Raw genomic sequence first — 25,201 nt, forward strand, 5'->3', positions numbered from 1 at the left:
GACTATGAATTATGCGATCGTTTTCCGTCTGCTGGGCTATGTCATGCTGATCGAGGGAGCGCTGCTGCTGCTTCCGGCGGCAGCCAGCTGGATCTACGGCGAATGGTTCGTGCTGGGCGTGTTTCTGATCACGGCGGCAGTCAGCGCCGCCATCGGCTACGCCCTGCGCGGCATCAAGCCCCAAAGCAAGGTATTCTATATGCGGGAGGGCTTTGCTGCTACCTCGCTGAGCTGGATCGTCATTTCCATCGTGGGTGCCGTTCCGTTTGTGGTGACGGGCTGCATCCCGAACCCGGTGGATGCCCTGTTTGAGACGGTGTCCGGCTTTACCACCACCGGTGCCAGCATCCTGCCCGGGGTAGAGGATCTGCCCAAGGGCATTCTGTTCTGGCGCAGCTTCACCCACTGGATCGGCGGCATGGGCGTTCTGGTGTTCCTGCTCTCGCTGCTGCCCCTGACTGGTGGCTCCCACGTCAACCTGATGAAGGCAGAAAGCCCCGGTCCGCAGGTGGATAAGCTGGTGCCCAAGGTGCAGTCTACCGCAAAGATCCTGTACGGCATCTATTTTGCACTCACCGTGCTGGAGCTGGTATTCCTGATGCTGGGCGGCATGCCGCTGTTTGAGTCCATGCTCACGGCCTTCGGCACGGCGGGCACCGGCGGCTTCGGCTTCAAGAACGACAGCTTTACCAGCTTTTCTCCCTACATCCAGTGGGTCGTGACCATCTTCATGATTCTGTTTGGTGTCAACTTCAATGCCTACTTCCTGCTGTTGCTGCGCAAATTCAACCGCGCCATCAGCGAGGAAGTGCGCGGCTACTTCGCCATTATTCTGGTGGCAATTGGCATTATCACGGCCAATATCTACAGCCTTTATAACAGCTTTGGCGAAGCGGTGCGTCAAGCAGCCTTTCAGGTGGGTTCCATCATCACGACCACTGGCTTTTCCAGCTGCGATTTTGACCTGTGGCCCACCCTCTCCAAAGAAATTCTGGTGGTGCTCATGTTCATTGGTGCCTGCGCAGGCAGCACCGGCGGCGGCATCAAGGTGAGCCGCCTCCTCATTCTGGGCAAGACCTTGGGCAAGGAGCTCAAGCAGGCACTGCACCCGCAGGTGGTGGCCCCCGTCCGCATGGACGGCAAGCTGCTCAACCACGAGACCATCCGCACCACCAATGTGTTTATGGGCGCGTATTTCTTCATCTTCGTGGTATCCTTCCTGCTCATCAGTCTGGATGGCTTTGATATGGTGACGAACTTCACAGCCATTGCAGCTACTTTGAACAACATCGGCCCGGGCCTTGCGCAGGTAGGCCCCATGATGAACTTTGGAAGCTTTACGAACCCCGCAAAGCTGGTGATGATCTTCGACATGCTGGCCGGCCGTCTGGAGATCTTCCCGATGCTGGTGCTGTTCCTGCCGGATACATGGCGCAGATTCTAAAAAGCAATTATAAAAAGCCATCTGTGATCTTCCGCTCGTATTGAGCATTTGGAAAGATACAGATGGCTTTTTTGCGCGTAACGGTAAGCTGCACAAACCCTTCCCTTTTCGGGGAAGGCGGATCTGTGAAGCAAAGACGGAGAAGTTTTTATACTTCCACTTTTTCCTGTGCCCGGTACTGCAGGGCTTCCAGCACACAATCCTCATCCAGCAGCTGTTTGCCTGCCAGATCGGCCACCGTGCGGGCCACCCGCAGGATACGGTCATGGGCGCGGGCGGAAAGGCCCAAAGCGTCGTAGGAGGCGCGCAGCAGCCGCTCGGCGGCGGGGGTCATGCGGCAGACGCGCCGCACCTGCCCGGCGGTGAGCTGGGCGTTGCAGAGCACATCCTCAAAACCCGGGGCGGCATAGCGCTTTGCCTGAATGGCCCGGGCGGTAAGCACCTGTTTGCGCAGATCGGCGCTGCTCTCGGAAGGGACGACGGCGTGCAGCTCGTCAAAGGCGATGGGGTCCATCTCCACGCACAGGTCGATGCGGTCCAGCAGCGGGCCGGACACACGGCTGCGGTACTGCCGCACAGCACTGGGCGAACAGGTGCACTGCCGGGTGGGGTGGCCGTAGTAGCCGCATTTGCAGGGGTTCATGGCGGCTACCAGCTGGAAGCGGCTGGGATAGGTGGCGCTGCCTGCCGCTCGGCTCACGGTGATCTGGCCGTCCTCCAGCGGCTGGCGCAGCACTTCCAGACTCTCGCGGGAGAACTCCGGCAATTCGTCTAAAAACAGCACACCGCAGTTGGCAAGGCTGCACTCGCCGGGCCGGAACTGTGCGCCGCCGCCAGCCAGAGCTGCGGCACTGGCCGAGTGGTGCGGACTGCGGAAAGGCCGTGCAGAGATCAGGCCCCGGCCCTGCGGCAGCTGCCCTGCAATGGAATAAATTTTAGTGGTCTCCACGGCTTCCTCACGGGTGAGCGGCGGCAGGATGCCGGGCAGACGCTTTGCCAGCATGGATTTGCCGGTGCCGGGTGCGCCAATGAGCAAAACATTGTGTCCGCCTGCGGCAGCAATGACCATAGCCCGCCGCGCCAGCGACTGTCCCATCACGTCCGCAAAATCCGGCACCTGTGCCCAGGCGTCTGCAGGGTCAAAGGGAACAACAGCCGCCGGGGCAAGCGGGGAGATGCCGCGCAGGGCATCTACAACTTCGCGTGCCGTGTGGGCGGGGTAGACGGCCATGCTGTCGGCACAGGCCTCGGCTGCTTCAGCGGCATTCTCGGCAGGTACATACAGGGCGTGGGTGCCATTTTCTGCTGCAGCCAGCGCCATGGGCAGCACGCCGGAAACCGGCCGCAGGGTGCCGTCCAGTGCCAGTTCGCCCAGAAATGCCGCGTCGGCAGGCACATCCTCCAGCTGGCCGCTGGCAGTGAGCACTGCCAGCAGAAGCGGCAGGTCGTACACCGGGCCGGTCTTGCGCACATCCGCCGGGGCAAGATTGATGGTAATGCGCCGGTCTGGGAACTTGAAGCCCAGATTTTTGATGGCGGCGCGCACACGGTCGGCGCTTTCACGCACAGCGGAATCCGGCAGGCCCACGATGGAAAAGGCGGGCAGACCGCCGGAAATGTCGGCCTCCACTGCCACGGCAAAGCCGCTCAGGCCGTTCAGACCAAAGCTTCTGGTAACAGAATACATGTTGTTCTCCCTTATCCCAGCGGATGATATGACGGAAAAGAATTGGCAAAAGTGGAAAATATTGGATGATTATGTCATACTTCGACACAAAAATGCTTCTAAATTCATTATAGTAAAGGGCAGGAAAGATGTCAATGCGATAGAGAGGAGAGAGTTTTCCATGATGAGCAAAGAATACTGCCGCTATATCCGTACATATTCAGAACTGGAAGGGCTGCAGCATGCCCACACCCTTGTATATTGCGGTGCCGCCGTTGCGCGGGGCGTTGTAATGGAGCTGCGGCAGGAGCAGGATGGACGGGTGCGCCGCAGCGCGGTGCTGCTGCAGGACAGTTTTGCCCGGGCAATGCAGCTGCTGCGCTACCTGTGTGAAAACAGCATCGGTTTGGAGCAGTGGCTGGACGTTCTGGACGATGCAGGCCAGAGTTATGAACTGCTGGAAAATGCAAGCGAGGCCGGGACGGTTCCCGACTTTACCGGGAAAAACTTTGATTTTTGTGCCATATGCCGGTTTTGAATTGCAAATCTTGTTGCAGATTACGCAATTGACACATGGACGCGGAGAGTTTATATTATAAGTAGGTTTAACCAAACCTGTTCTTTTTGCGGAAAAATTTACAAAAGGTAAGGTGTGCAAGATGTATTTGGATGAATATAAGCGCTGGATGGCTGCAGAGCTGGAAGACGCTGATCTGAAGCCGGAGCTGGCAAAGATCGAGGGAAATGATGACGAGATTAAGGACCGCTTTGCTGTGGCTTTGAAGTTTGGCACCGCTGGTCTGCGCGGCGTTCTGGGCGCTGGCACCAACCGTATGAATATCTATGTTGTGCGTCAGGCCACGCAGGGTCTGGCAAACTGGGTCAAGACTCAGGGCGGTAGCCAGACTGTGGCTATCAGCTACGACAGCCGCCTGAAGAGCGATATCTTTGCCAAGACCGCCGCAGGCGTTCTGGCTGCAAACGGTATCAAGGTGCGCATTTACGATGCTCTGATGCCTGTGCCTGCACTGAGCTTTGCTACCCGTTACTACCAGTGCAATGCTGGTATCATGGTCACGGCTTCTCACAACCCGGCCAAGTACAACGGCTACAAGGCCTACGGCCCGGATGGCTGCCAGATGACCGATGATGCTGCTGCCATCGTGTACGATGAGATCCAGAAGACGGATGTGCTGACCGGTGCAAAGTACATCTCCTTTGCCGAGGGCGTGGAGCAGGGCCTGATCCGCTTTGTGGGCGACGACTGCAAGAAGGCACTGTATGATGCCATTGAGGCCCGTCAGGTGCGCCCGGGCCTGTGCAAGACTGCCGGCCTGAAGCTGGTGTACAGCCCGCTGAATGGTTCCGGTCTGGTGCCTGTCACTCATGTGCTGAACGATATGGGCATCACCGATATCACCATCGTGCCCGAGCAGGAGTACCCCAACGGCTACTTTACCACCTGCTCCTACCCGAACCCCGAAATTTTCGAGGCTCTGAAGCTGGGTCTGGAGCTGGCAACCAAGACTGGTGCCGACCTGATGCTGGCCACCGACCCCGATGCCGACCGCGTGGGCATTGCCATGAAGTGCCCGGATGGCAGCTATGAGCTGGTATCCGGCAACGAGATGGGCGCTCTGCTGCTGGATTACATCTGCGCAGGCCGCATCGAGAAGGGCACCATGCCCAAAAACCCGGTGGCCGTCAAGTCCATCGTATCCACTCCTCTGGCCGATGCCATTGCCGCACACTACGGCGTGGAAATGCGCAGCGTGCTGACCGGCTTCAAGTGGATCGGCGACCAGATCGCAAATCTGGAAGCTGCCGGTGAGGTGGACCGCTTCATCTTTGGCTTCGAGGAGAGCTACGGCTATCTGGCCGGCCCCTATGTACGCGATAAGGATGCCGTCATCGGTTCCATGCTGATTTGCGAAATGGCCGCTTACTACCGCAGCATCGGTTCCTCCATCAAGCAGCGTCTGGAAGAGATCTATAAACAGTATGGCCGCTACCTGAACAAGGTGGACAGCTTCGAGTTCCCCGGCCTGACCGGCATGGAGAAGATGGCTTCCATCATGCAGAAGCTGCGTGATAACCCGCCCGCCGAGCTGGCTGGCCACAAGGTGGTCAAGGTGACCGACTACAAGAAGCCCGAGGAGACCGGCCTGCCCGCTGCAAACGTGCTGATCTACAGTCTGGAAAACGGTGCGACCGTTGTGGTGCGTCCCTCCGGCACTGAGCCGAAGATCAAGACCTACTTCACCACTCTGGGCAAGGATCTGGCTGAAGCACAGGCACAGAAGGATGCTCTGGCTGCTGCCATCGAGCCGATCCTGAAGTAAACTCCATCAAGAACAAGTTTGTGCCCCTCTGCTGTGTGCAGAGGGGCATTTTTGCTGTAGAATATTGGTTGCAGTTTGGGAAGTTATACGCTATAATAAAATATGGCTTACTATAGGAATCGGGCAGGTGAAGAAATTGGAAAAGAGAGTATCCGCAGTACTGGTGGCGGCGGGGTCTTCCACACGCATGGGCTTTGACAAGCTCAGCTTTGATCTGGGCGGCGAGACCGTGCTGCACCGCAGCATCCGCGCGTTTGAACAGGACCCGCTTGTCACGGAGATCGTGCTGGTGGCCGGTAAGAACCGCGCCTTTGTGGAGCAGCAGGCAGTAGACTGCACAAAGCCTGTGCAGATCGTAACGGGCGGCACTACCCGCGCCGAGAGCGCAAAAAACGGCGTGCTGGCGGCAGCAGGGGAGCTTGTGGCAGTGCACGACGCGGCAAGACCCTTCGTCAGTCAGGCCGTCATTACAGCAGCGCTGGAAGCAGCGGCACGGTGCGGCGCAGCTGCACCTGCCGTACCGGTAAAGGATACCATCAAGGCTGCAGCGCGCGGCAACGGAAAGACCGTGCCGGATGCCTGCCTTGTGTACACAACGCCCGACCGCAGCACCCTGTATGCGGTGCAGACCCCTCAGTGCTTTGACCGCGCAGAGTACCTTGCTGCGCTGGAAGAGCTGGATGCCGAAAAAGCCCGCCTTGTCACCGACGACTGCAGCCTGTTCGAGCTGACCGGCCGCGCCGTGCAGCTGACGCAGGGCGATTACGCCAATTATAAGATCACGACCCGCGAGGACCTGCCCCGCCCGGAACAGAAAGAGGAATACAAAATGCGCATTGGACATGGTTATGACGTGCACCGTCTGGTGGAAGGCCGCAAGCTGATCCTGGGCGGCGTGGAAGTGCCCTTTGAAAAAGGCCTGCTGGGACACTCGGATGCAGATGTGCTGGCCCATGCGGTGATGGATGCTGTGCTGGGTGCCGCTGCGCTGGGGGATATCGGCCAGCATTTCCCGGACAATGACCCGGCCTACTCCGGTGCCGACAGCCTGAAGCTGGCCCGCCGTGTGGCCGAAATTTTAAAGGAGCACGGCTTCCGCATTGAAAATATCGACGCGACGCTGTTGTGTCAGCGGCCCAAGCTTGCGCCGTACATTCCGGCCATGCGCCAGAATCTGGCCGATGCCTTCGGCCTGCCGGTGGATGCCGTGAGTGTAAAGGCCACCACCGAGGAACATCTGGGCTTTACCGGTGAGGGGCTGGGCATTGCCGCCCACGCTGTTGCCCTGATCGAAACACTGTAAACGGGAGCGTGTACCAATGACTCTGAACGCGATCATTGCAAATTTCCAGACCTTCAAACTGGTCGATTTGCTGGATATCATCATCATTTCCTTCCTGATTTACCAGCTGCTGGGCATTGTCAACCGCACCCGCGCCGGCCAGCTGTTCAAGGGTGCGCTGCTGGTGATGGCCGTCTATCTGGTGGCAGAAACGCTGAACATGCGTACCGTTACATGGCTGCTGAACTCACTGCTGCAGGTGGGCCTGCTGACGCTGGTGGTGCTGTTCCAGCCAGAGATCCGCCGTGCGCTGGAGCGCATGGGCCAGACCGACCAGTGGGCCGCCAAGCTGTTCAATGTCAAAGGCCGCTATAACGATCCCAGCCTAAAAGGTGCATGGCGCAGCGCCATCATTGCCATCTGCGATGCGGCAGAGCGCTTTTCTGAGACCAAGACCGGTGCACTGATCGTGCTGGAACGCCACACGAACCTTTCGGAGATCGTGCGCACCGGCACGCCGGTGAACAGTGCGGTCAATCTGGAAGTGCTGGGCACCATTTTCTACGAGGGCACGCCCCTGCACGATGGTGCTGCCATCATTGAGAATGGCCGCATCAAAGCCGCGGGCTGTGTGCTGCCGCTTTCCAACAATCTGGATCTTGGCAAGGATATGGGCACCCGTCACCGCGCCTGCCTTGGCATTGCCGAAAATTCCGATGCAATCGCCATCGTGGTCAGCGAGGAGACCGGTATCATCTCCATGGCGAAAAACGGCGTGCTGATCCGCCATTTTGACCGCCAGACCCTGTATACCCGTCTGGTGGATGAGATGATCCCCAAGGAGACCACCACCGAAAAGACGACGGTCAGCGGCTGGCGCGGTCAGCTGGACCGTCTGTGGAAATGGGTCAGCCAGAAGGAGGACGATGCGCAATGAACAACGAACCCAACAAGAAAAATGGCGCAAAGCCTGCGGTCGCCCATAAGAAAAACATTCTGGACGACCGCCGCATCCGGCTGGCACTTTCGGTGCTGGGTGCCATCGTTGCATGGATGGTGGTCACCATCATCGTGCAGCCCGGCACCAGCAACACCATCTACAATGTGCCGGTGGATTATACCTACGATTCCGCTGCTTACACCTCCCGGGGCCTGAGCATCGTCAGCGCCGAGGATAAGACCGTGAACCTGAAAATCTCCGGCGACGGCTACACCATCGGCGGGCTGACGGCTTCCGACTTTGTGGTCTACCCGGATTTTTCCAGCGTACGCGACAGCGGCGAAAAGACCCTGCGCCTGCTGGTACGCGGTGCCAACGGTCTGCTGAACGGTGTGACCGTGACCATGGAAGGCAATGACAACACGGTGGATGTGGTGTTTGACGTGGTGGAGGAAAAGACCCTGCCCGTTACCATTACCACCAACTACCTGACCATCGCGGACGGCTATATCCTCTATAGTACGGATGTTTCCAAGGAGAATATCACCCTTTCCGGCCCCAGCAGTGAGCTGGACAAAGTTGCTACCTGCACAGCAGAGGTGACCTACAGCGGCGAACTGACCGAGTCCATCACGCTGAACACGCCGCTGCGCTTCTATACCTCCGGCGGCAAGGAAGTCAAGTTTGAGTACACGGAGCTGGAAGAGAACAGCGTGGATGTGACCTTGCAGGTGTACAAGATGGCAACGCTGCCGGTGGACGTGAATTTCATCAATGCACCGCGTGATTTTGATGATTCGGTGCTGGTATATGCACTCAGCCGCAAGCAGCTCAAGGTGGCAGGTCCGGCAGCCAAGATCGATATGCTGTCCACGCTGCCCATCGGCAATATCGACCTTTCCACCTTTACACTGAACAAGAGCTATGAGCTGCCCATCGACCTGCCCGCAGACATCTATCTGCTGGATAACATTTCCACCATTACGGTCAGCTTTGACTGCTCCAATCTGGGAACCAAGACCATGAACCTGCCCAATACCTGCGTGCAGGTGGTCAATCTGCCCTCTACCTACCAGCTGACGGTGCAGACAGAACGCCTGATGAATGTAACGCTCTGCGGCCCCAAGGGCGCGATCGAAACGCTGACCCCGGAGCAGGTGGTCATTGAGATCGATGCCGAGGATTTCTCGGTGGCGACCGGCGAGCAGAACATTGCCTGCCGCCTGTATGTGCCCTCCAACGGCAAGATCTTTGCACTGGGCAGCTATGTGCTGCAGTGCCGCATCGAAAGCAACTGAAACAAAAAGGAACACACGATAACATGATTCTGGTTCGCAACATCCGTCTGCCGCTCTCTGCCGGAGAGCCGCAGGCATTTGAAAAAGCCCTGCACGCTGCCCGCATCCCGCGCGGAAAGGTGCAGCATCTGGGCGTGGCAAAGCTCTCGGTGGATGCCCGCCACGGCCAGCCCAAGCTGGTGTATACCGTGGCTGTCACCCTGAAAGAACCTGCCGAGGAAGCGGCTTTTGCAGCCCGCTGTGGTGATGCTTCTCTGCAGCAGAAGGTGGATTTTTCGGTGCAGAATGGCATCCAGCCGCTGGCACATCGGCCTGTGGTGTGCGGCCTTGGCCCGGCGGGCCTGTTTGCAGCGCTGCTGCTGGCCCGGCAGGGCTATCAGCCCATTGTGCTGGAGCGCGGCCCGGCGCTGGACGAGCGCGTAAAGGCGGTGGAACATTTTTCTGCTACCGGCGAACTGGATGTGAATGCGAACATTCAATTTGGCGAGGGCGGTGCCGGTACTTTCTCGGACGGCAAGCTGACCACCCGCATCGGCGATGAACTGTGCGGCTTTGTTACCGAGGTGTTCCTGCAGCACGGTGCGCCGGAGGAGATCGCCTGGAAGCAGAAGCCCCATGTGGGCACCGACCTGCTGCGCGGTGTGATCACCTCTATCCGCAAGGAGATCGAAGCTCTGGGCGGTGAGGTGCATTTCAACACGGCCCTGACCGGCTTTGAACAGAAAAATAGTCGGCTCACCGGCATTTTTACCACAAATGGCACCTTTGCCTGCGAAGCTTTAGTGTTCGCGGTGGGCCACTCGGCCCGCGATACCTTTGGGATGCTGATGGACAGCGGCCTGCAGCTGGAATGCAAGCCGTTCAGCGTGGGCTTCCGCGCCGAGCATCTGCAGAGTGAAATCGAAAAGAGCTTATATCACGAGGCTGCCGGGCATCCGGCTCTGCCGCGGGGCGAGTATCAGCTCTCCCAGCATGTGGGGGAGCGGTGCGTTTACACCTTCTGCATGTGCCCCGGCGGGCAGGTGGTGGCATCGGCCAGCGAGGAAGGCCGTGTAGTGACCAACGGCATGAGCTTTCACGCCCGCAATGGCAAAAATGCCAACGCGGCCGTGGTGGTGAGCGTGGGCGGCAAGGATTTTGCAGACGATCCACGCCGGGCCATCGCGTTCCAGCGGGAACTGGAAGCCAGAGCCTACGCCGCTGGGCGCAGTGCAGGGGAGTATGCCGCTCCGGCAGAGAACATCCAGAGCTTTCTGGAAGGGCGCGGCCAGCTGAACATTGGACGCGTGCAGCCTACCTATGACCGCGGCGTTGCTGCGGCAGACCTCGGCGCACTGCTGCCGCAGGAGCTGGCCGAAACGCTGCGGGCGGGCCTGCGCGCCTACGAGCGCAAAATTGCGGGTTATACCGCGCCGGAAGCGATCCTTACGGGTCTTGAGACCCGCACCAGCAGCCCGGTGCGGCTGAAGCGGGAAGAAAATTTTGAATGCACCCAGCTGGCAGGTCTGTATCCCTGCGGCGAGGGTGCCGGATATGCGGGCGGCATCATGAGCGCCGCCGTGGATGGCCTGCGGGTGGCCCGCGCCATCATCAGCCGGTATGCACCGGCAGAAGGGTGAGAAGAATTCGATGAACGATCGTGAAAACGATACAATGAGGGAAAATGAGGGCCGTCAGGTGCAGCAGGAGCTGGAAGACCAGCTGCGCGCCTTTGGCGATACCGTGTCGGATGCCTTTGCCCATGGCTTTGAGGGCAAAGGGGAGGACATTGGCGACCGCGCCTATGGTGTGGGCCGTGCGGCGGTGAATGCTGCAAACTTTGGCCTTGGCGAAGCGGCAAAGGCGTTCCGCAGAAGCCGGGATGAATACTACCGCAGCCGCCAGAATGCGCAGAATACGAAAAAACAGGGCTTGAATGAGGACGATATCAACGCGCAGGCCGCAGGTGTTTCCGGCTGGTTCCGGCAGATGTTCGGCAAGGCAGAGACGACCCCGGCAGACGAGATCCGCGCCAGTGCCAAAAAGCGCTACAGCGCAGGCTGCGCATTGCTGGCAGTCGGCATCACGTTTACGGTGATCTTTGGCATCACGGCGGTTTCCTGTCTGGGTGCGGCGGGCCTGTTTACGCCCAATGCGGCGGTTCTGCAGGCTCTTCTGCAGGACAGCTTTATGGCTGAAAATGCTGCAGCCATGGGCAGCTTTGCACTGGGGGCGGTGCGGATCACCGGCTGGTGCTTTGCGGCTGTCACCGCCGTGTTCGTGTGGATGATCACTGCCGGTGCATCCCGCCTGAAGGCCAGCAAGACGCTGCTCCGTCTGGCCGAGGCAGCAGAAGGCTTTGACTGCAAAAAGGGCCTGCCGCTGGAAGCCGTGGACGAGAAAAAGGCCCGTGCCCTCAAGCGGGTGCGCAGATTCATCCGCAATGGCTGGCTGAGTGCATGGGTGGACGAAAAAGCGGAAAAGCTTTACCTGACTGCTGAGGATTACCGTGCCGCGCAGGAAGCTGCCGCAGCCTCCAAGGCACCGCCGCAGCCGGAACCGGAGACAGAAAAAACAGACGATGTGCCGCTCAATCTTGAGACAGCGCGCCGCTTTGCCGCCGTGCTGCAGCAGGAAAAACAGCTGATGCAGGATGCGCAGGGCCGCGAAGAGCTGGACCATATGCAGACCACCACCACTGCCATCTGTGACTGGCTGGAAGCACACCCGGAAAGCCTGCCCAAGGCCCGCCGCTTTGCGGAATACTATATCCCCACCACCCTCAAGCTGCTGCACACCTACAACGATGTGCAGGGCCAGCAGGGTGAAAACGCCGAGACCATCCGCCGCGATATCGCGGGCATCCTTCACACGCTGAATCAGGCCTACGACACCCTGTATGATACGCTGCTCTCGGATGTAGCGATGGATGTCTCTTCTGAGATCGCCGCCCTGCAGGGAATGCTGGCCAACGATGGCCTGACGGGAGGAAATTTTGAATGACCTACCGTGCATGGAATCTGAAGCCGCTGGACCGTGCCGCGCTGCGGGAGCTGACGCAGGCGATTGCGGAGCAGGCCACCGAAGAACTGGAATATAACGCACAGGACGACGAGCCGTGGAGCGAGCAAAAATATGCGGCCGCCCTTGCCGCCCAGCAGAAGGAAAATGCCCTGTTGGCGGGCGTGCTGACGGCCCGCGGCATTACCGACCCTACCGAAGCACTGACCCTGCTTGCCGGTGAGGAAGAATTGAGCGACCCTTCGCTGCTCACCGATATGGACAAGGCCTGCGAGCGCATCTGGCGGGCCATTGACGAGGGCGAGACCATTGTGGTGTTCGGCGATTATGATGTGGACGGCGTGACGGCCACGGCCCTGCTGTACCAGCATCTCAAGGGCATGGGGGCTACCGTAAAATGTATGCTGCCCAGCCGCGAGGGTGACGGCTACGGCCTTTCGCGCAATGCCATCCGTTCCATCCACGATAAGGGCTGCAAGCTGATCGTGACGGTGGATAACGGCATTTCTGCTGTGGAAGAAGCCGATTATGCCGCTGAACTGGGCATTGACCTGATCATTACCGACCATCATCTGCCGCCGGAAACTCTGCCCAAGGCCATTGCCGTGGTAGACCCCCGTCGTGAGGACGACACCAGTCCCTTCAAGGGCCTGTGCGGTGCGGGCGTGGCGTTCAAGCTGTGTGCCGCACTGGATGGCTGCCCGCCGGAAGAAATGCTGGATTACTGCGGCGACCTTGCCGCTGTGGGTACTGTGGCGGACGTGATGCCGCTTACCGGCGAAAACCGCACCCTTGTCAAGGCGGGCCTGCGCCAGCTGCAGAACACGGACCGTCCGGGTCTGGAAGCGTTGCTGGAAGAGGTGGGCCTTGCGGGCAAACCGGTCACCGCAGAAAATGTCAGCTACGCCATTGCGCCCCGCATCAATGCGGCTGGCCGCATGGACAACGCTGTTACGGCTTTGCAGCTTGTGATGTGTGAGGACCCGGACCGCGCCGCAGAGCTGGCCCATAAACTGAACGAGATCAATACAAAGCGTCAGGAGACAGAGCTGCAGATCTTCAAGGCCGCGCAGGAACTGCTGGAACAGGAACCGGAGCGGCTAGAAGACCGCGTGATGCTGCTGTGGGGCCGCGATTGGCACCCCGGTGTCATTGGCATCGTGGCATCCCGGCTGGTGGAACGCACCGGCCGACCTGTGATCGTGGTGACGATCGACGAGCACGGCGAATGCAAGGGCAGCGGACGCAGCGTGCAGGGCTTCAATTTGCATGCCTGCATTGGTGCCTGCGCAGATCTGCTCATCCGCTACGGCGGCCATGCCATGGCTGCGGGCCTTTCGGTGCGGGAAGAAAATCTGCCCGCTCTGCGCCGCCGCCTGAACGACTGGGCAGCACGGGAATGCCCGGTGCTGCATACCACCCCGCTGGAGTGCGACCTGCCCATCCATCTGGACCGTGTGACCGTGGAAAGTGTGCGGAAGCTCGACCAGCTGGCTCCCTATGGGGCCGAGAACCCGACCCCGGTGTTCCTTTTGCAGAACGCCGTGCTGGATGGGGTATACCCGGTATCGGAGGGCAGGCACAGCCGCCTGCGCCTGCGGCAGGGCAATGCCAGCGTGTATGCCGTGTGGTTCGGCATGCCGCCGGAACAGCTGCCCTATGCCATGGGCGATGTGGTGGATGCTGCGCTGAACCTTTCGGTCTACGATTCGCCCCGGGGCGCACAGCTTTCGGGCCGCATTCTGGACCTGCACCCGGCAGGGCTGGGCACAAAGCTTGCGGAGCAGGCTGCTTTTGTAGCGGCGCTGCGCCGCGGCACACCCCTGACCGAGGAACAGAAAAAGCTTATTACGCCTGAGCGCAGTGATATCGTCACAGTGTACCGTGAGCTGCAGGCGCGCCGCTGGCACGCGGAAGATCTGCAGCCGCTGTGCGCAAAACTGGGCGAGGAAAATACAGGCAAAACGCTGGTGGCGGTCACGGCTCTGGAACAGGTGGGACTGATCGCCACGGTGGAAAAGGGCGGAGCAAAGTATCTGGATCTTGTGCCTGCACAGGGCAAAAAGAACCTTGCGGATGCCCCGGTCCTGAAATGTTTGGAGGGAATGTAAAATGCCAGAGGGAAAGAAAACTGCTGTCCCGGCACCGAAGCCTGTGCGGGAAGAGGATCTCTACTCCGCAAAGACCCACCTGCATCAGCCGGTGCCGGTGCAGGAAACGGCTACCGTTTCTGCAACAGCACAGCTGGCCGATGCACCGGAAGGAACTCTGCCTTCGGAGGTACGGCCGGAGATCGTTACCTGGGAAAAGCTGTGTGAGGCCATCAAGGCCAGCGGCCGCTCCTACAATATGGAGATGATCGAAAAGGCATATGACCTTGCCAACACTGCCCACAAGGGGGTGTGCCGCCGCAGCGGCGAGCCGTATATCTGCCACCCGCTGGCCGTGGCACGGCTGGTGCTGGACCTTGGTATGGACTCCGAGAGCATTGCTGCGGCCCTGCTGCACGATGTGGTGGAGGACACTCCCACTACGCTGGACGACCTGAAAGCCGCCTTTGGCGAGGAAGTTGCCCTGCTGGTGGACGGCGTGACCAAGCTGACCAAGATCCAGTTCTCCAACATTGAAGAACTGCAGGCCGAAAACCTGCGCAAAATGCTGCTGGCTATGAGCCGCGATGTGCGCGTGATGATCATTAAGCTGTGCGACCGGCTGCACAACATGCGCACCGGTGATGCATGGCCGGAACAGAAGCGCCGCGATAAAGCCCGCGAGACCATGGAGGTGTATGCCCCCATCGCCAACCGTCTGGGCATCCTGAACGTGAAGGAAGAGCTGGAGGACCGCAGCCTGCATTATCTTGACCCTGTGGGCTACGAGGAGATCAGCCGGATGCTCAGTGAGCGTGCAGGCGAGGAGTTCCTTGCAAAGGTGTCCGGTGTGATCGAGCGGCGGCTGGCCGAAAGCGGTATTGAGGGCGCTACCATCAAGCGCCGCGTCAAGAGCATTTACGGCATCTATCGCAAGACCATCATGCAGAACAAGTCCTTTGATGAGATCTACGATATCTATGCGGTGCGTGTCATTCTGGATACGCTGGCCGAGTGCTACAGCACTCTGGGCCTCATCCACGATATGTACCATCCGCTGCCCAACCGCTTCAAGGACTATATCTCCACTCCCAAGCCCAATGGCTACCAGAGCCTGCACACCACCGTCATCGGCCACGAGGGCATCCCCTTTGAGGTGCAGATCCGCACCCGCAAGATGGACGAGCAGGCCGAGTACGGCGTTGCGGCCCACTGGAAGTATAAAGAAGGTCTGGATGGCCACGACAAGCTGGACGAACGTCTGGCATGGGTGAGCCAGCTGTTGGAAAACCAGCGCGTCAGCGAGGATTCCGGCAATCTGCTGCACGACCTCAAGAGCGACCTGCTGCCGGAGGAAGTGTTTGCCTTTACCCCCAAGGGCGATGTCATCAACCTGCCCACCGGCGCTACCTGCATCGATTTTGCCTATGCGATCCATTCGGCGGTGGGCAACCGCATGGTGGGCTGCAAGGTGAACAACCGCATGGTGCCCATCGACCACATCGTTTCCACCGGCGAGATCATCGAAGTGATCCTTGGCCCGGCGGACAAAGGCCCCAGCCGCGACTGGCTCAAGATCGTGCGCACCAGCGAAGCGAAGAGCAAGATCCGAAACTGGTTCAAAAAGATGCGCCGCGAGGAAAATATCACGCAGGGACGTGATGCGCTGGCCCGTGAGCTGCGCAGGGAAATGATCATCATTCCGGACGACCAGCTGGACGATTTTATCAACAGCTGTTCCCGCCGCCTGCGCCAGAACAATGCCGAGGAGCTTTATGCCGCCATCGGCTACGGCGGCATGACCATTGCCAACTGCCTGCCCAAGCTCAAGGAGGAGTGGCAGAAGCTGAAAACTTCGGAGGAAAAGGCCGGGGAAGACCTGCCCAAGGTGGACCTGAGCCGTGTGCACGCTACCGACGGCGTGGTGGTAGAAGGCTTCGATAACACCCCCATCAAGTTTGCCAAGTGCTGCAGCCCGCTGCCGGGCGACCCCATCGTGGGCTTTATCACCCGCGGCTTTGGCGTTTCCATCCATAAGCAGAGCTGCGTGAACGCCATTTCCAGCATGAAAGATCCCACCAACGCCCCCCGCTGGGTCAAGGCGTACTGGGCCGACAGCGTCAAGGACAGCTATAAGGCCGGCATTGAGATCATCGCGCTGAACCGCAACGAGCTGCTGCAGGATGTGCTGGCTGCGCTGGCGGATATCCGGGTGCCCATCTATGCGGTGAACGCCCGTCAGGTGGAAAACAACTGCGCCATGGTCAGCCTGACCATCGGCATCAACAATACCGAGCACCTCAACCGTGTGGTCGCAAGACTTTCCAAGGTAAAGGACGTGCTCAAGGTGACAAGGAGCTAAAACATGCGTGCAGTCATTCAGGCGGTCTCTTCCGCCAGTGTGCGGGTAAACGGCGGTGAGCCGCGGGCCATCGGGCCGGGCCTTATGATTCTGCTGGGTGTCAGGGATACCGACAGTCTGGACATCGTGCCCAAGCTTGCCGATAAATGCGCGGGCCTGCGCATCTTCCCGGACGCAGAGGGCAAGCTGAATCTCAGCGCAAAGGACCTTGGCTATTCGGCTCTGGTGGTGAGCCAGTTCACCCTTTACGGTGACACGAAAAAAGGCTACCGGCCCAGCTTTATCAAGGCCGCAAAGCCGCCGCTCTCCGTGGATGCTTACGAGCTGTTCCTTGCAGAGATGAACAAACAGGGCCTGAAGGATGTTCAGCACGGCGAGTTTGGCGCGGACATGCAGGTGGCTCTTGTGAACGAAGGCCCCTGCACCATTATCATCGATACCGACGAGTGGAAGAAAAAGGAGTGACCACCATGCAGGCTTTTCATATTCCGGGCGCTGCGCCGCTGTATACCAATACCTTCCTGCTCATTTCCGACGCAGGCCATGCCGTGGTCATTGATCCGGCGGCAGATGCGCAGACCTACGATAAAATTTTAAAGGAAAACAATGCGCAGCTCACCACCATCCTGTGCACCCACGGCCACTACGACCATGTGGGCAGCGCCGAAGCCTTGCGCACCGAGTGGAACGCAAAGCTCTACTGTGAGGCTGCCGACCTTGCAGGCGACCGCATGTATCCGCTGAGCGCAGCGGACTGCGGCTACGCAGAAGGGGAGACTGTCTCGGTAGACGAGCTGCAGTTCACGGTCTGGCACACGCCCGGCCATACGCCCGGCGGCGTGGTGCTGCTGTGCGGCGAGTATCTCTTCTGCGGCGACACCCTGTTTGAAGGCAGCATCGGCCGTACCGATCTGGAGGGCGGCAGCAGTGCACAGATGGCCGAGAGCCTGCGTAAGCTGGCAAAGCTGCCCATCCCGCGCGGCACGCAGGTGCTGCCCGGCCACGGCGAGTTCTCCACCTTTGGCGATGAACTGGACAATAACTACTATATCCGCAGCGCTCTGCGCGGCAACAATGATTTATTTTAAAGAGTGAACAACATGAAGATTTATATTACAGGCCTGCCTTCCGGCTACGAAGTGGAGCATCTGGTGCGTTTGTTTTACCCCATGGCACCGCTCACCCTCACCCCGCCGGAGAACGCCGAGGACTGCGTCTGGGCAGAAAAAACGCCGGACGGCCTGCATGCACTGGTGCGTCAGGACGGCAGAAGTGCTGAACGACACGCACCGCTGCCTGCGCCTGTGGAACAGGGCGGCGAGACCCCGGAATTCAGCCTTGCCAGCCTGACCTATGATCTGCTGCGGGATTGGACCGGCATCCGCCCGCCATGGGGCAAAATGACCGGTGTGCGCCCGGTGCGGCTCATCCACGACAAGCGCGCCGCAGGCTGGACGGAAGCGGAGATCGACCACTTTTTCCTTGACCGGTTCGACTGCTCCCAGCAGAAATACCAGATGGCCAAGGCCATTGCCGACCTGCAGGAGCCGATCTTGAAAGTGGGCAATGAACCCGGGACCTACAGCCTGTACATCGGCATCCCGTTCTGCCCGTCCCGGTGCAGCTACTGCAGCTTTGTCAGCTGCAATCTGGACCGCGACCGCAAGATGGTGCAGCCTTATGTGGACTGTCTGTGCCGAGAGGTGGAAGAGATCCGCATTCAGGCTGACAAGGCGGGGCTTACCCTTTGCAGCATCTACATCGGCGGCGGCACGCCCACCAGCCTGTCTGCCGACCAGCTGCGGCAGCTGATGGGCACGGTCCGGGCGAATTTTGACCTCTCGAAGGTCGTGGAATATACGGTGGAGGCAGGCCGTCCGGACTGCACGGATGCCGAAAAGCTGGCGGTCATCAAGGAATACGGCGCTACCCGCATCTCCATCAACCCGCAGACCTTCTCGGACGAGGTGCTGGCGGGCATTGGGCGCAAGCACTCGGCGCAGGACATTCTGGACTGCTATGCCGAAGCGCGCAAGGCCGGTCATGATGATATCAACATGGACCTGATCGCCGGTCTGCCCGGCGATACGGTGGAAAGTTTTGAGCGCAGCCTGCGGCAGGCCATCGCGCTGGACCCGGAGAACATCACCGTGCACACCCTCACCCTCAAGCGCGCTTCCCGCATCGTCATTGAGGACCAGAAGGAGAACGACTACGCCGATGTCGCCGCCATGCTGGAAAAGTGCCATCTGCTGGCCGAGGCGGGTTATCGGCCCTACTACCTCTACCGCCAGAAGAATACCTTGCAGAACCTGGAAAACGTGGGCTGGTGCAAGCCGGGCCACGAGGGATATTACAACATCTATATCATGGAGGAAGTCCAGACCATCCTCTCCGCCGGTGCAGGCGGCAGCACCAAGCTGGTGGCCGACGGCGGAAAACGGATGCAGCGCATTTTCAATTTTAAGTATCCGAACGAATATATCCAGCGTTTTGCGGAGGTGCTGGAACGCAAAAAAGGAGTGGCTGATTTTTATGATCACGATTTGGGTACCCAAACGTCTGGTTGAGATCGATCTGTACAATGTGGCAGCCCGCAGCCCGCAGGCACTTGCCGACCTGAGTGAGCAGAGCTATGCCCAAAGGGTAGATTACGCCGCCCAGAAAGTGCAGCTTTCCGGCGCAAAGATCGTCATGCTCACCGGCCCGTCGGCCAGCGGCAAGACCACCAGCGCCCACTGCATTGCAAAGGCTCTGCAAAAGCGCGGGACCCCGGCGCAGGTGGTCAGTCTGGATAATTTCTTCAAAGGCGCAGAGTTCTATCCGCGCCTGCCGGACGGCACGCTGGACTACGAGAACCCCGATACGCTGGATCTGCCTCTCATCAAGCAGTGCCTGCGGGAGCTGAGCGAGACGGGCAAGACCGTGCTGCCCATCTACGATTTCTCTGCCGAAAAGCGCTCGGCAGAGGTGGAGCCCATCGACCTGCAGGGCGGTGTATGCATCGTGGAGGGCATCCATGCGCTGAACCCGGAGCTGACCGGCCTTGTAAAGGGCGACGACATCTACCGCATCTATGCAGGCCTGCGGGAGGAATACTGCATCGATGGCCGCCGCGTCATCAACACGCAGGATATCCGCCTGTGCCGCCGCACCCTGCGGGACGCTGCAGCGCGCGGCCGCAGCCCGGAAAAGACCCTTGCCATGTGGGACCGCGTGCTGGACGGTGAGACGCGGTATATCAAGGGCTTCAAGACCACGGCAGATTTTCTGCTGGATACCTCCTTTACCTACGAGCTGGGCCTGATCTCCAAGCTGCTGGGCGTGGTGCGCCGTCAGTTCACGCTGGAAGGCCACAATGCAGAGCTGTGGGACGAGACAGCCCGCCGCTTTGAGCATGTGGCACCGCTGGAGCTGGAGCTGCTGCCGGAGGACAGCATGCTGCGGGAATTCTACGGCGGCGCAGCCGACCGCAGGGCACAGAATGCCGATGTGTGAACTTATCGTGTAAATTTAGGCCGAATGCGAAAAAATTGTTTCCAAACCGGCACCGAACTGTAAAAAATGCGGTCCGTTCGTTGCAAATGAGCGGCTTGTGCGCTATAATGGAGATAACATCCGCACATGGCCCACGATAAACAGGCCGATAGTAAGAGAGGTGTCTTTTATGGATTTCAACAAGATCAAGGAAATGGGTCTGGAATATGCCGAAAAAGGCAAGAACGCTGCGCTGGATCTGGCCGAAAAGGGCAGGACTCAGGCTTTGATCGTAAATGAGCAGGGCAAGCTGCTCAAGGCACAGCGCCAGTTGGGCGCACTGGTGTACAGTCTGGCCAAGGGCAAGGAAGAAAACCAGCCGCTGGTGGATAAGTATATCGAGATGATCGATAACATCGAGCAGGAGATCGCCCGCCTGAAAGCATCCCTGACCCCGGCGGAAGCTGCCGAGGCGGAATATGTGGTGCACGAGGAAGTTCCTGCCGACCAGCCGGAAGCCCCTGCTGCCGAAGCTGCACCGGAAGAGCACAAAGCCTGCCCGCAGTGCGGTGCTCCCGTCTCGGACGATGCACTGTTCTGCAACAAGTGCGGTGCACAGCTGTAATAAAACGGTTCAGCAACAGGGCGGCGCTCCCCACAGGGCACCGTCCTGTTTTTGCGAGCGGAAAATGCAGGAGAAATGCGGGAAATTTGCGCACTTTGTCTTGCAAAACTGCATGAGATGCGATACAATATACAGTATCTTTTACAAGGCAGGTGAGCGCTGTGCTGGACTGGCAGCCAAAGGCACCCTATACGGCAGAGCAGCTGCTGGAAATTCTGCGTATCCTGCGGGACCCGGAGAACGGCTGTCCGTGGGATAAGGTACAGACCCATGCTTCCATCCGGAAGAACTTTCTGGAAGAGACCTGCGAAGCGCTGGAGGCCATTGATGCTGACGATCCGCAGTTGATGCAGGAAGAGCTGGGCGATGTGCTGATGCAGGTGGCGTTCCACGCGGTGATCGAAGAAGAGCGCGGGCGCTTTACGTTTGAGGATGTCTGCCGTGAGGTGTGCGAGAAGCTGGTGTTCCGGCATCCGAACATCTTTGCGTCCTCGGCGGCACAAAATGCGGGTATAAACGGCTGGGATGCGCTCAAAAATAAGGAAAAGGGCCGCACCACTCTGGCTGATGAGCTGGGCACAGTGCCGGTTACGCTGCCTGCTTTGATGCGTGCCCAGAAGCTGCAGAAGCGTGCCGACCGCTGCGGGACAGAGCAGTCTGTGCCGGAAACGGCACGGCAGGCTTTGCAGGCAGCACTGGACGGCTGGAACCGGGAACAGGACGCACAGGCGGCGGGAGAACTGCTGTTTGCTGCGGCCAATGCCATGCGGCTGGCAGGTGTGGACGCGGAGGAAGCGCTGACCTTTGCATCCAAGCGCTATTGTGCAGAACTGCTGGCGCAGAAAGAACAAAGCGGTACTCAGGTCGAGTGACCTGCTCCGATAGAGAAAAAAAGAACACCAAGTAACAAATCTGGAGGGTATTTTTATGACGAAGACCGATCTGATCGCACAGGTTGCTGCGAACACTGAGATGAGCAAGAAGAGTGCTGAGCAGGCTGTCAATGCTGTGTTTGAAGCACTGAGCAAGGCCATGTCTGAGGGCGAAAAGATCACCATTTCCGGCTTTGGCACCTTTGAGGTGCGTGAGCGCGCCGAGCGTCAGGGCATCAACCCCCGCACCCGTGAGCCGATCACCATTGCCGCTTCCCGCAGCATCGTGTTCAAGCCCGGCAAGTCCCTGAAGGACACCCTGTAAGCTGTATCTGCTTTGCCGCCGCTGCCTGCAAGAGGGTGCGGCGGCATTTTTTGTGACAGGAGGAAGATCCATGCGTCTGGATAAATATTTGAAAGTTTCGCGTCTGATCAAGCGCCGCACCGTGGCAAACGAGGTGGCCGATGCAGGCCGCATCCTCATCAACGGCAAGATCGCCAAGGCCAGTCAGGCCGTCAAGGCGGGCGACATCATCGAAGTGACCTTTGGCAACCGGCCCATCAAGGTAAAGGTGCTCTCGGATGTGGAGCCGCGCACCAAGGATGTGGCCCGCGAGATGTACGAGATCATTGCAGAGGGCGAGCAGGCATAAAAGCCCCGGTCCGGTGCATAGGATGCACCAGAAAAGGGGAGACGAACCATGCCGGAAAAAACACCCAGAGACCCGCAGCCCGCGCCGCACGATCTAATCTTGGAAAGCCGCGCCCGCCTGACGGTGACCGGTGTGCAGAAGGTACTGCACTGCAATGCCGACAGCGCTGCCATGGAAACGGGCAAGGGTACGCTGCACCTGACCGGGGCGCAGCTGAACATGGCGGCGCTGGATCTGGAGACCGGGGAGGCGAAGTTCACCGGCCGCATCGACACGCTGGAATATACGGTCAGCGCACCGGCGGGCGGTTTTCTGCGCCGCCTGCTGCGATGATCCCGGTACTGCCGCCTGCAGCCCTTGGGCAGGAGATCGCTGCCTGCACGGTGCTGGGAGCCAGTATCGGCGCACTGCGGGCTGTATTCCCGGCCAGAGGGCGTGCAGCTTTTGTGTCGGATCTGGTGTGGATGGGTGCTGTGCTGGCCACTGTGCAGAGCTACGCAGCAGGGCAGAGCAGTGCCGGTGTTCTGCGCTGGTACATGGCTGCGGCAGCCTTTGCCGGTGCCGGTGCAGCAGCCTTTGTGCTGGGTGCACCGCTGCGTGCAGCGGGAGGCGTTTTACAGCGCCGGGTGCTCCGGCCGGCAGAGCGGCGGCGCGCCCGGCGGAGAAAGGCACGCAAACTACGCCGCAGCGCAAAAAGAACTGCAAAAAAGCGCAAAAAGAACTTGCCAAACCAGCGCCGCATGATGTATAATTCATATGTGTTAAAGTAAGAGTCAAATGCAACGGGGGCAGAAGAGATCATGGCAGCACCGGACCGCAGAAAACGCAAGAAGAAAGTGGTCGTTAAAACGCTTGTACGGGTGTTTTTTGTCCTGCTGCTGCTGAGTATGCTGGCAGCATACATTTCCAATCAGGTTACGATCAGCTCCAAACGTGCGGAGCTGGACACGCTGAACGAGCAGATCGCCCAGCAAAAGACTGAAAACGAGGAGATGCAGCGCATTCTCAGCGGCGATGCAGACCAGATCACCGAGTGGGTCGCGCGGGATTCTTACAATTACGCTGCACCCAACGAGCGCATCTTTGTGGATGTGACCGGCAGCTGAATTGCTGCCCATTCTATGGAAAACAAGGAGTATTGAGTTTTGGCAATTGAGGTAGGGAACGTATTCGAGGGCCGCGTCACCGGTGTAAAGCCGTTTGGCGCTTTTGTCGCACTGCCGGAGGGCCGTGTGGGCATGGTCCATATTTCCGAGGTGTCCAACGAGTTCGTGCAGGACATTGCAGCTGTTCTGCACGATGGTGATATCGTCAAGGTGCAGGTGATCAACATTGCACCGGATGGCAAGATCGCGCTGTCCATCAAGCGCCTGCTGCCGCCGCCTCCGCGCCCGGCGCGTGAGGGCAGAGGCCCTGCAAGCGGTCCGCGCTCTGGTGGTCCCCGTCCGGGCGGCCCCCGCGAGGGTGGTCATTTTGGTGCAGGCCGCGGCGGCGCTGGCCGTCCCCCGCGTGAGGGCGGCAGAGGCCCTGCCCGCGACAGCGCACCCCGTGTATGGCAGCCCAAGGCTCCCGTCCGTTCCGATAACATGAGTTTTGAGGACATGATGAGCCGCTTCAAGAGCCAGAGCGAAGAGAAGATGGCCGATCTTGATCACGAGACCAATAACCGCCGCGGCGGTGGTTATGCGCCTCGCGGCCGCGGTGGCCGCCGCTGAGCGGAAAGGCCTGCGCTTTTCAAGCCTGATTAAAATAACGGAAACAGACCTGTCTCATTTGATCGGGCAGGTCTGTTTTTTCCGTAATAAAAGAAAGGAAACACAATGCCTGCAAAATTTGAACTGATCGCGCCCTGCTTTTTTGGGTGTGAATCCACTGCAAAATTTGAGCTGACCCGCATCGGCGCAGAGAATATCCGCGTGGACGATGGCCGTCTGAGCTTTGCCGGCGGCGCAGAGATGATTGCTGCTGCAAACCTCAATCTGCGCACGGTGGAGCGCGTGATGCTGTTGCTGGCCCGCTACAGGGCCGCCACCTTTGATGACCTGTTCGACGGCGTGTACGATATTCCGTGGGAGGAGCTGCTGCCCGCAGACGCAGCCTTTCCGGTCACCGGCTCTTCACTGAACAGCCAGCTGTCCAGTGTGCCTGCCTGCCAGAGCATCATCAAAAAAGCTGTGGTCAAGCGCCTGATGGCAAAGCACCACACCTCTGTGCTGCCGGAGACCGGCGCGGAGTACAAGATCCGCTTCATGTTGCGCAAGGATCAGTGTGAGATCATGCTGGACACCACCGGCGACGGTCTGCACAAGCGCGGCTACCGCCGCAACGCCATGGAGGCACCCATTCGCGAGACTTTGGCCGCTACCATTGCAGACCTTGGCCGTGTGCGCCGCGACAGTCTGGTGGAGGACCCCTTCTGCGGCAGCGGCACGCTGCTGATCGAAGCTGCTCAGAAAGCCATGAACATTGCCCCCGGCCTGAAGCGCCGCTTTGCCGCTGAGCGCTATGGCTTTGTGCCGGCAGCCATCTGGGCAGAGCAGCGTCAGAAGGCACTGGCCGAGGCCAAGCTGGATGTGGGCTTTGAAGCCTTTGGCTATGATATCGACCCTGCCGCTGTGGCTCTGGCCAACGCCAATGCAAAGCTGGCCGGTGTGGAAAAGCGCTGCCACTTTGAAGTGGCTGATGTGGCCGACTTTGCCGCGAAGCAGGAGGCCATCGTGCTGACGAATCCCCCGTATGGCGAGCGCATGAGCACCATTGAAGGTGCTGCAAAGCTGGCCCGCACGCTGGGCCGGCAGATGGAAGCACACCCCTGTGCAGGCGTGTATGCGATCACTGCCGATATGGATTTTGAGACCCACTACGGCAAGCGTGCCAACAAGCGCCGCAAGATGTACAACGGCATGATCCCCTGCCAGTTGTATATGTACTACAGCGCGCTCAAGCTTGAGCACACTGCAAAGCCGATGCCGAAGTCCGGCTTTGACGGCAAGCGCACTGCACCGAACCGCTTTAACAAGAAGTAATTGAAAAATGTTACCTGCCGCACCGGAGCTGTCCAGTGCGGCTTTTTACATTGCAGCCGGTAATTACCGAAAAAAAAACAAAGCGGGATCTGAATTGGCAGGAGATGGAAATGAACGCAAACAC

General features: G+C 59.3%; 24 protein-coding genes. 23 read left to right on the forward strand and 1 reads right to left on the reverse strand.

Annotation, left to right across the window (positions count from 1 at the left end; all coding sequences use genetic code 11):
• Positions 1–4: 4 nt before the first annotated feature.
• The gene (locus DWV57_RS01290; RefSeq protein WP_120019693.1) at positions 5–1,444 is read left to right on the forward strand and encodes a TrkH family potassium uptake protein; all 1,440 of its coding nucleotides are present in this window, start codon (positions 5–7) and stop codon (positions 1,442–1,444) included.
• Between the two features lie 148 nt (positions 1,445–1,592).
• Here DWV57_RS01290 and DWV57_RS01295 read toward each other — a convergent pair whose 3' ends face one another.
• On the reverse strand, positions 1,593–3,131 hold the full coding sequence (locus DWV57_RS01295; RefSeq protein WP_120019694.1) for a YifB family Mg chelatase-like AAA ATPase: 1,539 nt from the start codon (positions 3,129–3,131) through the stop codon (positions 1,593–1,595).
• A gap of 160 nt (positions 3,132–3,291) precedes the next feature.
• On the opposite strand from DWV57_RS01295, the gene DWV57_RS01300 reads away from it, so the two are divergent.
• The 22 genes from DWV57_RS01300 (at position 3,292) to DWV57_RS01405 (ending at position 25,077) form a co-directional block, all read left to right on the forward strand.
• Positions 3,292–3,648: a hypothetical protein gene (locus DWV57_RS01300; RefSeq protein ID WP_207666227.1), complete on the forward strand. Its 357-nt coding sequence runs from the start codon at positions 3,292–3,294 to the stop codon at positions 3,646–3,648.
• A 121-nt stretch (positions 3,649–3,769) separates the two neighbouring features.
• Positions 3,770–5,452: a phospho-sugar mutase gene (locus DWV57_RS01305; protein ID WP_005940102.1), complete on the forward strand. Its 1,683-nt coding sequence runs from the start codon at positions 3,770–3,772 to the stop codon at positions 5,450–5,452.
• Between the two features lie 136 nt (positions 5,453–5,588).
• Positions 5,589–6,755, forward strand: coding sequence for a 2-C-methyl-D-erythritol 2,4-cyclodiphosphate synthase (ispF, locus tag DWV57_RS01310; protein WP_120019919.1), 1,167 nt, complete (start codon positions 5,589–5,591; stop codon positions 6,753–6,755).
• Positions 6,756–6,771: 16 nt separating this feature from the next.
• Complete coding sequence (gene cdaA / locus DWV57_RS01315) at positions 6,772–7,671, forward strand: diadenylate cyclase CdaA (protein ID WP_005940107.1); 900 nt, start codon at positions 6,772–6,774, stop codon at positions 7,669–7,671.
• Positions 7,668–8,972 (forward strand): CdaR family protein, encoded by a 1,305-nt coding sequence (locus DWV57_RS01320; protein WP_120019695.1) that lies wholly within the window; start codon positions 7,668–7,670, stop codon positions 8,970–8,972. Before cdaA ends, DWV57_RS01320 begins: the two co-directional genes overlap by 4 nt.
• A gap of 23 nt (positions 8,973–8,995) precedes the next feature.
• On the forward strand, positions 8,996–10,591 hold the full coding sequence (locus DWV57_RS01325; RefSeq protein ID WP_120019696.1) for an FAD-dependent protein: 1,596 nt from the start codon (positions 8,996–8,998) through the stop codon (positions 10,589–10,591).
• Positions 10,592–10,601: 10 nt separating this feature from the next.
• On the forward strand, positions 10,602–11,954 hold the full coding sequence (locus DWV57_RS01330; RefSeq protein ID WP_243112279.1) for a 5-bromo-4-chloroindolyl phosphate hydrolysis family protein: 1,353 nt from the start codon (positions 10,602–10,604) through the stop codon (positions 11,952–11,954).
• Positions 11,951–14,083, forward strand: a complete 2,133-nt coding sequence (gene recJ, locus DWV57_RS01335) for a single-stranded-DNA-specific exonuclease RecJ (protein WP_097778152.1) — start codon at positions 11,951–11,953, stop codon at positions 14,081–14,083. The genes DWV57_RS01330 and recJ overlap by 4 nt, the downstream gene beginning before the upstream one ends.
• 1 nt (position 14,084) lies before the next feature.
• On the forward strand, positions 14,085–16,424 hold the full coding sequence (locus DWV57_RS01340) for a bifunctional (p)ppGpp synthetase/guanosine-3',5'-bis(diphosphate) 3'-pyrophosphohydrolase (RefSeq protein ID WP_097778151.1): 2,340 nt from the start codon (positions 14,085–14,087) through the stop codon (positions 16,422–16,424).
• Positions 16,425–16,427: 3 nt separating this feature from the next.
• On the forward strand, positions 16,428–16,889 hold the full coding sequence (dtd, locus tag DWV57_RS01345) for a D-aminoacyl-tRNA deacylase (protein WP_005940113.1): 462 nt from the start codon (positions 16,428–16,430) through the stop codon (positions 16,887–16,889).
• Positions 16,890–16,894: 5 nt separating this feature from the next.
• The gene (locus tag DWV57_RS01350) at positions 16,895–17,512 is read left to right on the forward strand and encodes an MBL fold metallo-hydrolase (RefSeq protein WP_120019920.1); all 618 of its coding nucleotides are present in this window, start codon (positions 16,895–16,897) and stop codon (positions 17,510–17,512) included.
• A 12-nt stretch (positions 17,513–17,524) separates the two neighbouring features.
• On the forward strand, positions 17,525–18,994 hold the full coding sequence (gene hemZ / locus DWV57_RS01355) for a coproporphyrinogen dehydrogenase HemZ (protein ID WP_120019698.1): 1,470 nt from the start codon (positions 17,525–17,527) through the stop codon (positions 18,992–18,994).
• Positions 18,960–19,922, forward strand: coding sequence for a nucleoside kinase (locus DWV57_RS01360; RefSeq protein WP_097778148.1), 963 nt, complete (start codon positions 18,960–18,962; stop codon positions 19,920–19,922). The genes hemZ and DWV57_RS01360 overlap by 35 nt, the downstream gene beginning before the upstream one ends.
• A 169-nt stretch (positions 19,923–20,091) precedes the next feature.
• The gene (locus DWV57_RS01365) at positions 20,092–20,526 is read left to right on the forward strand and encodes a zinc ribbon domain-containing protein (protein ID WP_120019699.1); all 435 of its coding nucleotides are present in this window, start codon (positions 20,092–20,094) and stop codon (positions 20,524–20,526) included.
• Between the two features lie 161 nt (positions 20,527–20,687).
• Positions 20,688–21,398 carry a MazG family protein gene (locus DWV57_RS01370; RefSeq protein ID WP_243112280.1) on the forward strand — a complete coding sequence of 237 codons (711 nt, stop codon included), beginning with the start codon at positions 20,688–20,690 and terminating at the stop codon, positions 21,396–21,398.
• A gap of 55 nt (positions 21,399–21,453) precedes the next feature.
• Positions 21,454–21,723 (forward strand): HU family DNA-binding protein, encoded by a 270-nt coding sequence (locus DWV57_RS01375; protein WP_097778145.1) that lies wholly within the window; start codon positions 21,454–21,456, stop codon positions 21,721–21,723.
• Between the two features lie 70 nt (positions 21,724–21,793).
• Positions 21,794–22,051 (forward strand): RNA-binding S4 domain-containing protein, encoded by a 258-nt coding sequence (locus tag DWV57_RS01380; protein WP_005940129.1) that lies wholly within the window; start codon positions 21,794–21,796, stop codon positions 22,049–22,051.
• A gap of 48 nt (positions 22,052–22,099) precedes the next feature.
• Positions 22,100–22,384 (forward strand): YabP/YqfC family sporulation protein, encoded by a 285-nt coding sequence (locus DWV57_RS01385; protein ID WP_120019701.1) that lies wholly within the window; start codon positions 22,100–22,102, stop codon positions 22,382–22,384.
• A complete protein-coding gene (locus tag DWV57_RS01390; protein WP_120019702.1) occupies positions 22,381–22,821 on the forward strand; it encodes a hypothetical protein in 441 nt (146 codons plus the stop codon). Before DWV57_RS01385 ends, DWV57_RS01390 begins: the two co-directional genes overlap by 4 nt.
• A 30-nt stretch (positions 22,822–22,851) precedes the next feature.
• Positions 22,852–23,157, forward strand: coding sequence for a septum formation initiator family protein (locus DWV57_RS01395; RefSeq protein WP_005940137.1), 306 nt, complete (start codon positions 22,852–22,854; stop codon positions 23,155–23,157).
• Between the two features lie 39 nt (positions 23,158–23,196).
• Positions 23,197–23,766, forward strand: coding sequence for a S1 RNA-binding domain-containing protein (locus DWV57_RS01400; RefSeq protein WP_120019703.1), 570 nt, complete (start codon positions 23,197–23,199; stop codon positions 23,764–23,766).
• A 105-nt stretch (positions 23,767–23,871) separates the two neighbouring features.
• Positions 23,872–25,077, forward strand: coding sequence for a class I SAM-dependent RNA methyltransferase (locus DWV57_RS01405; protein WP_120019704.1), 1,206 nt, complete (start codon positions 23,872–23,874; stop codon positions 25,075–25,077).
• Positions 25,078–25,201: the final 124 nt, after the last annotated feature.

The organism is Faecalibacterium sp. AF10-46 (genome assembly GCF_003604105.1).
In the GTDB taxonomy this organism is placed as follows: Bacteria; Bacillota; Clostridia; order Oscillospirales; family Ruminococcaceae; genus Faecalibacterium; species Faecalibacterium taiwanense.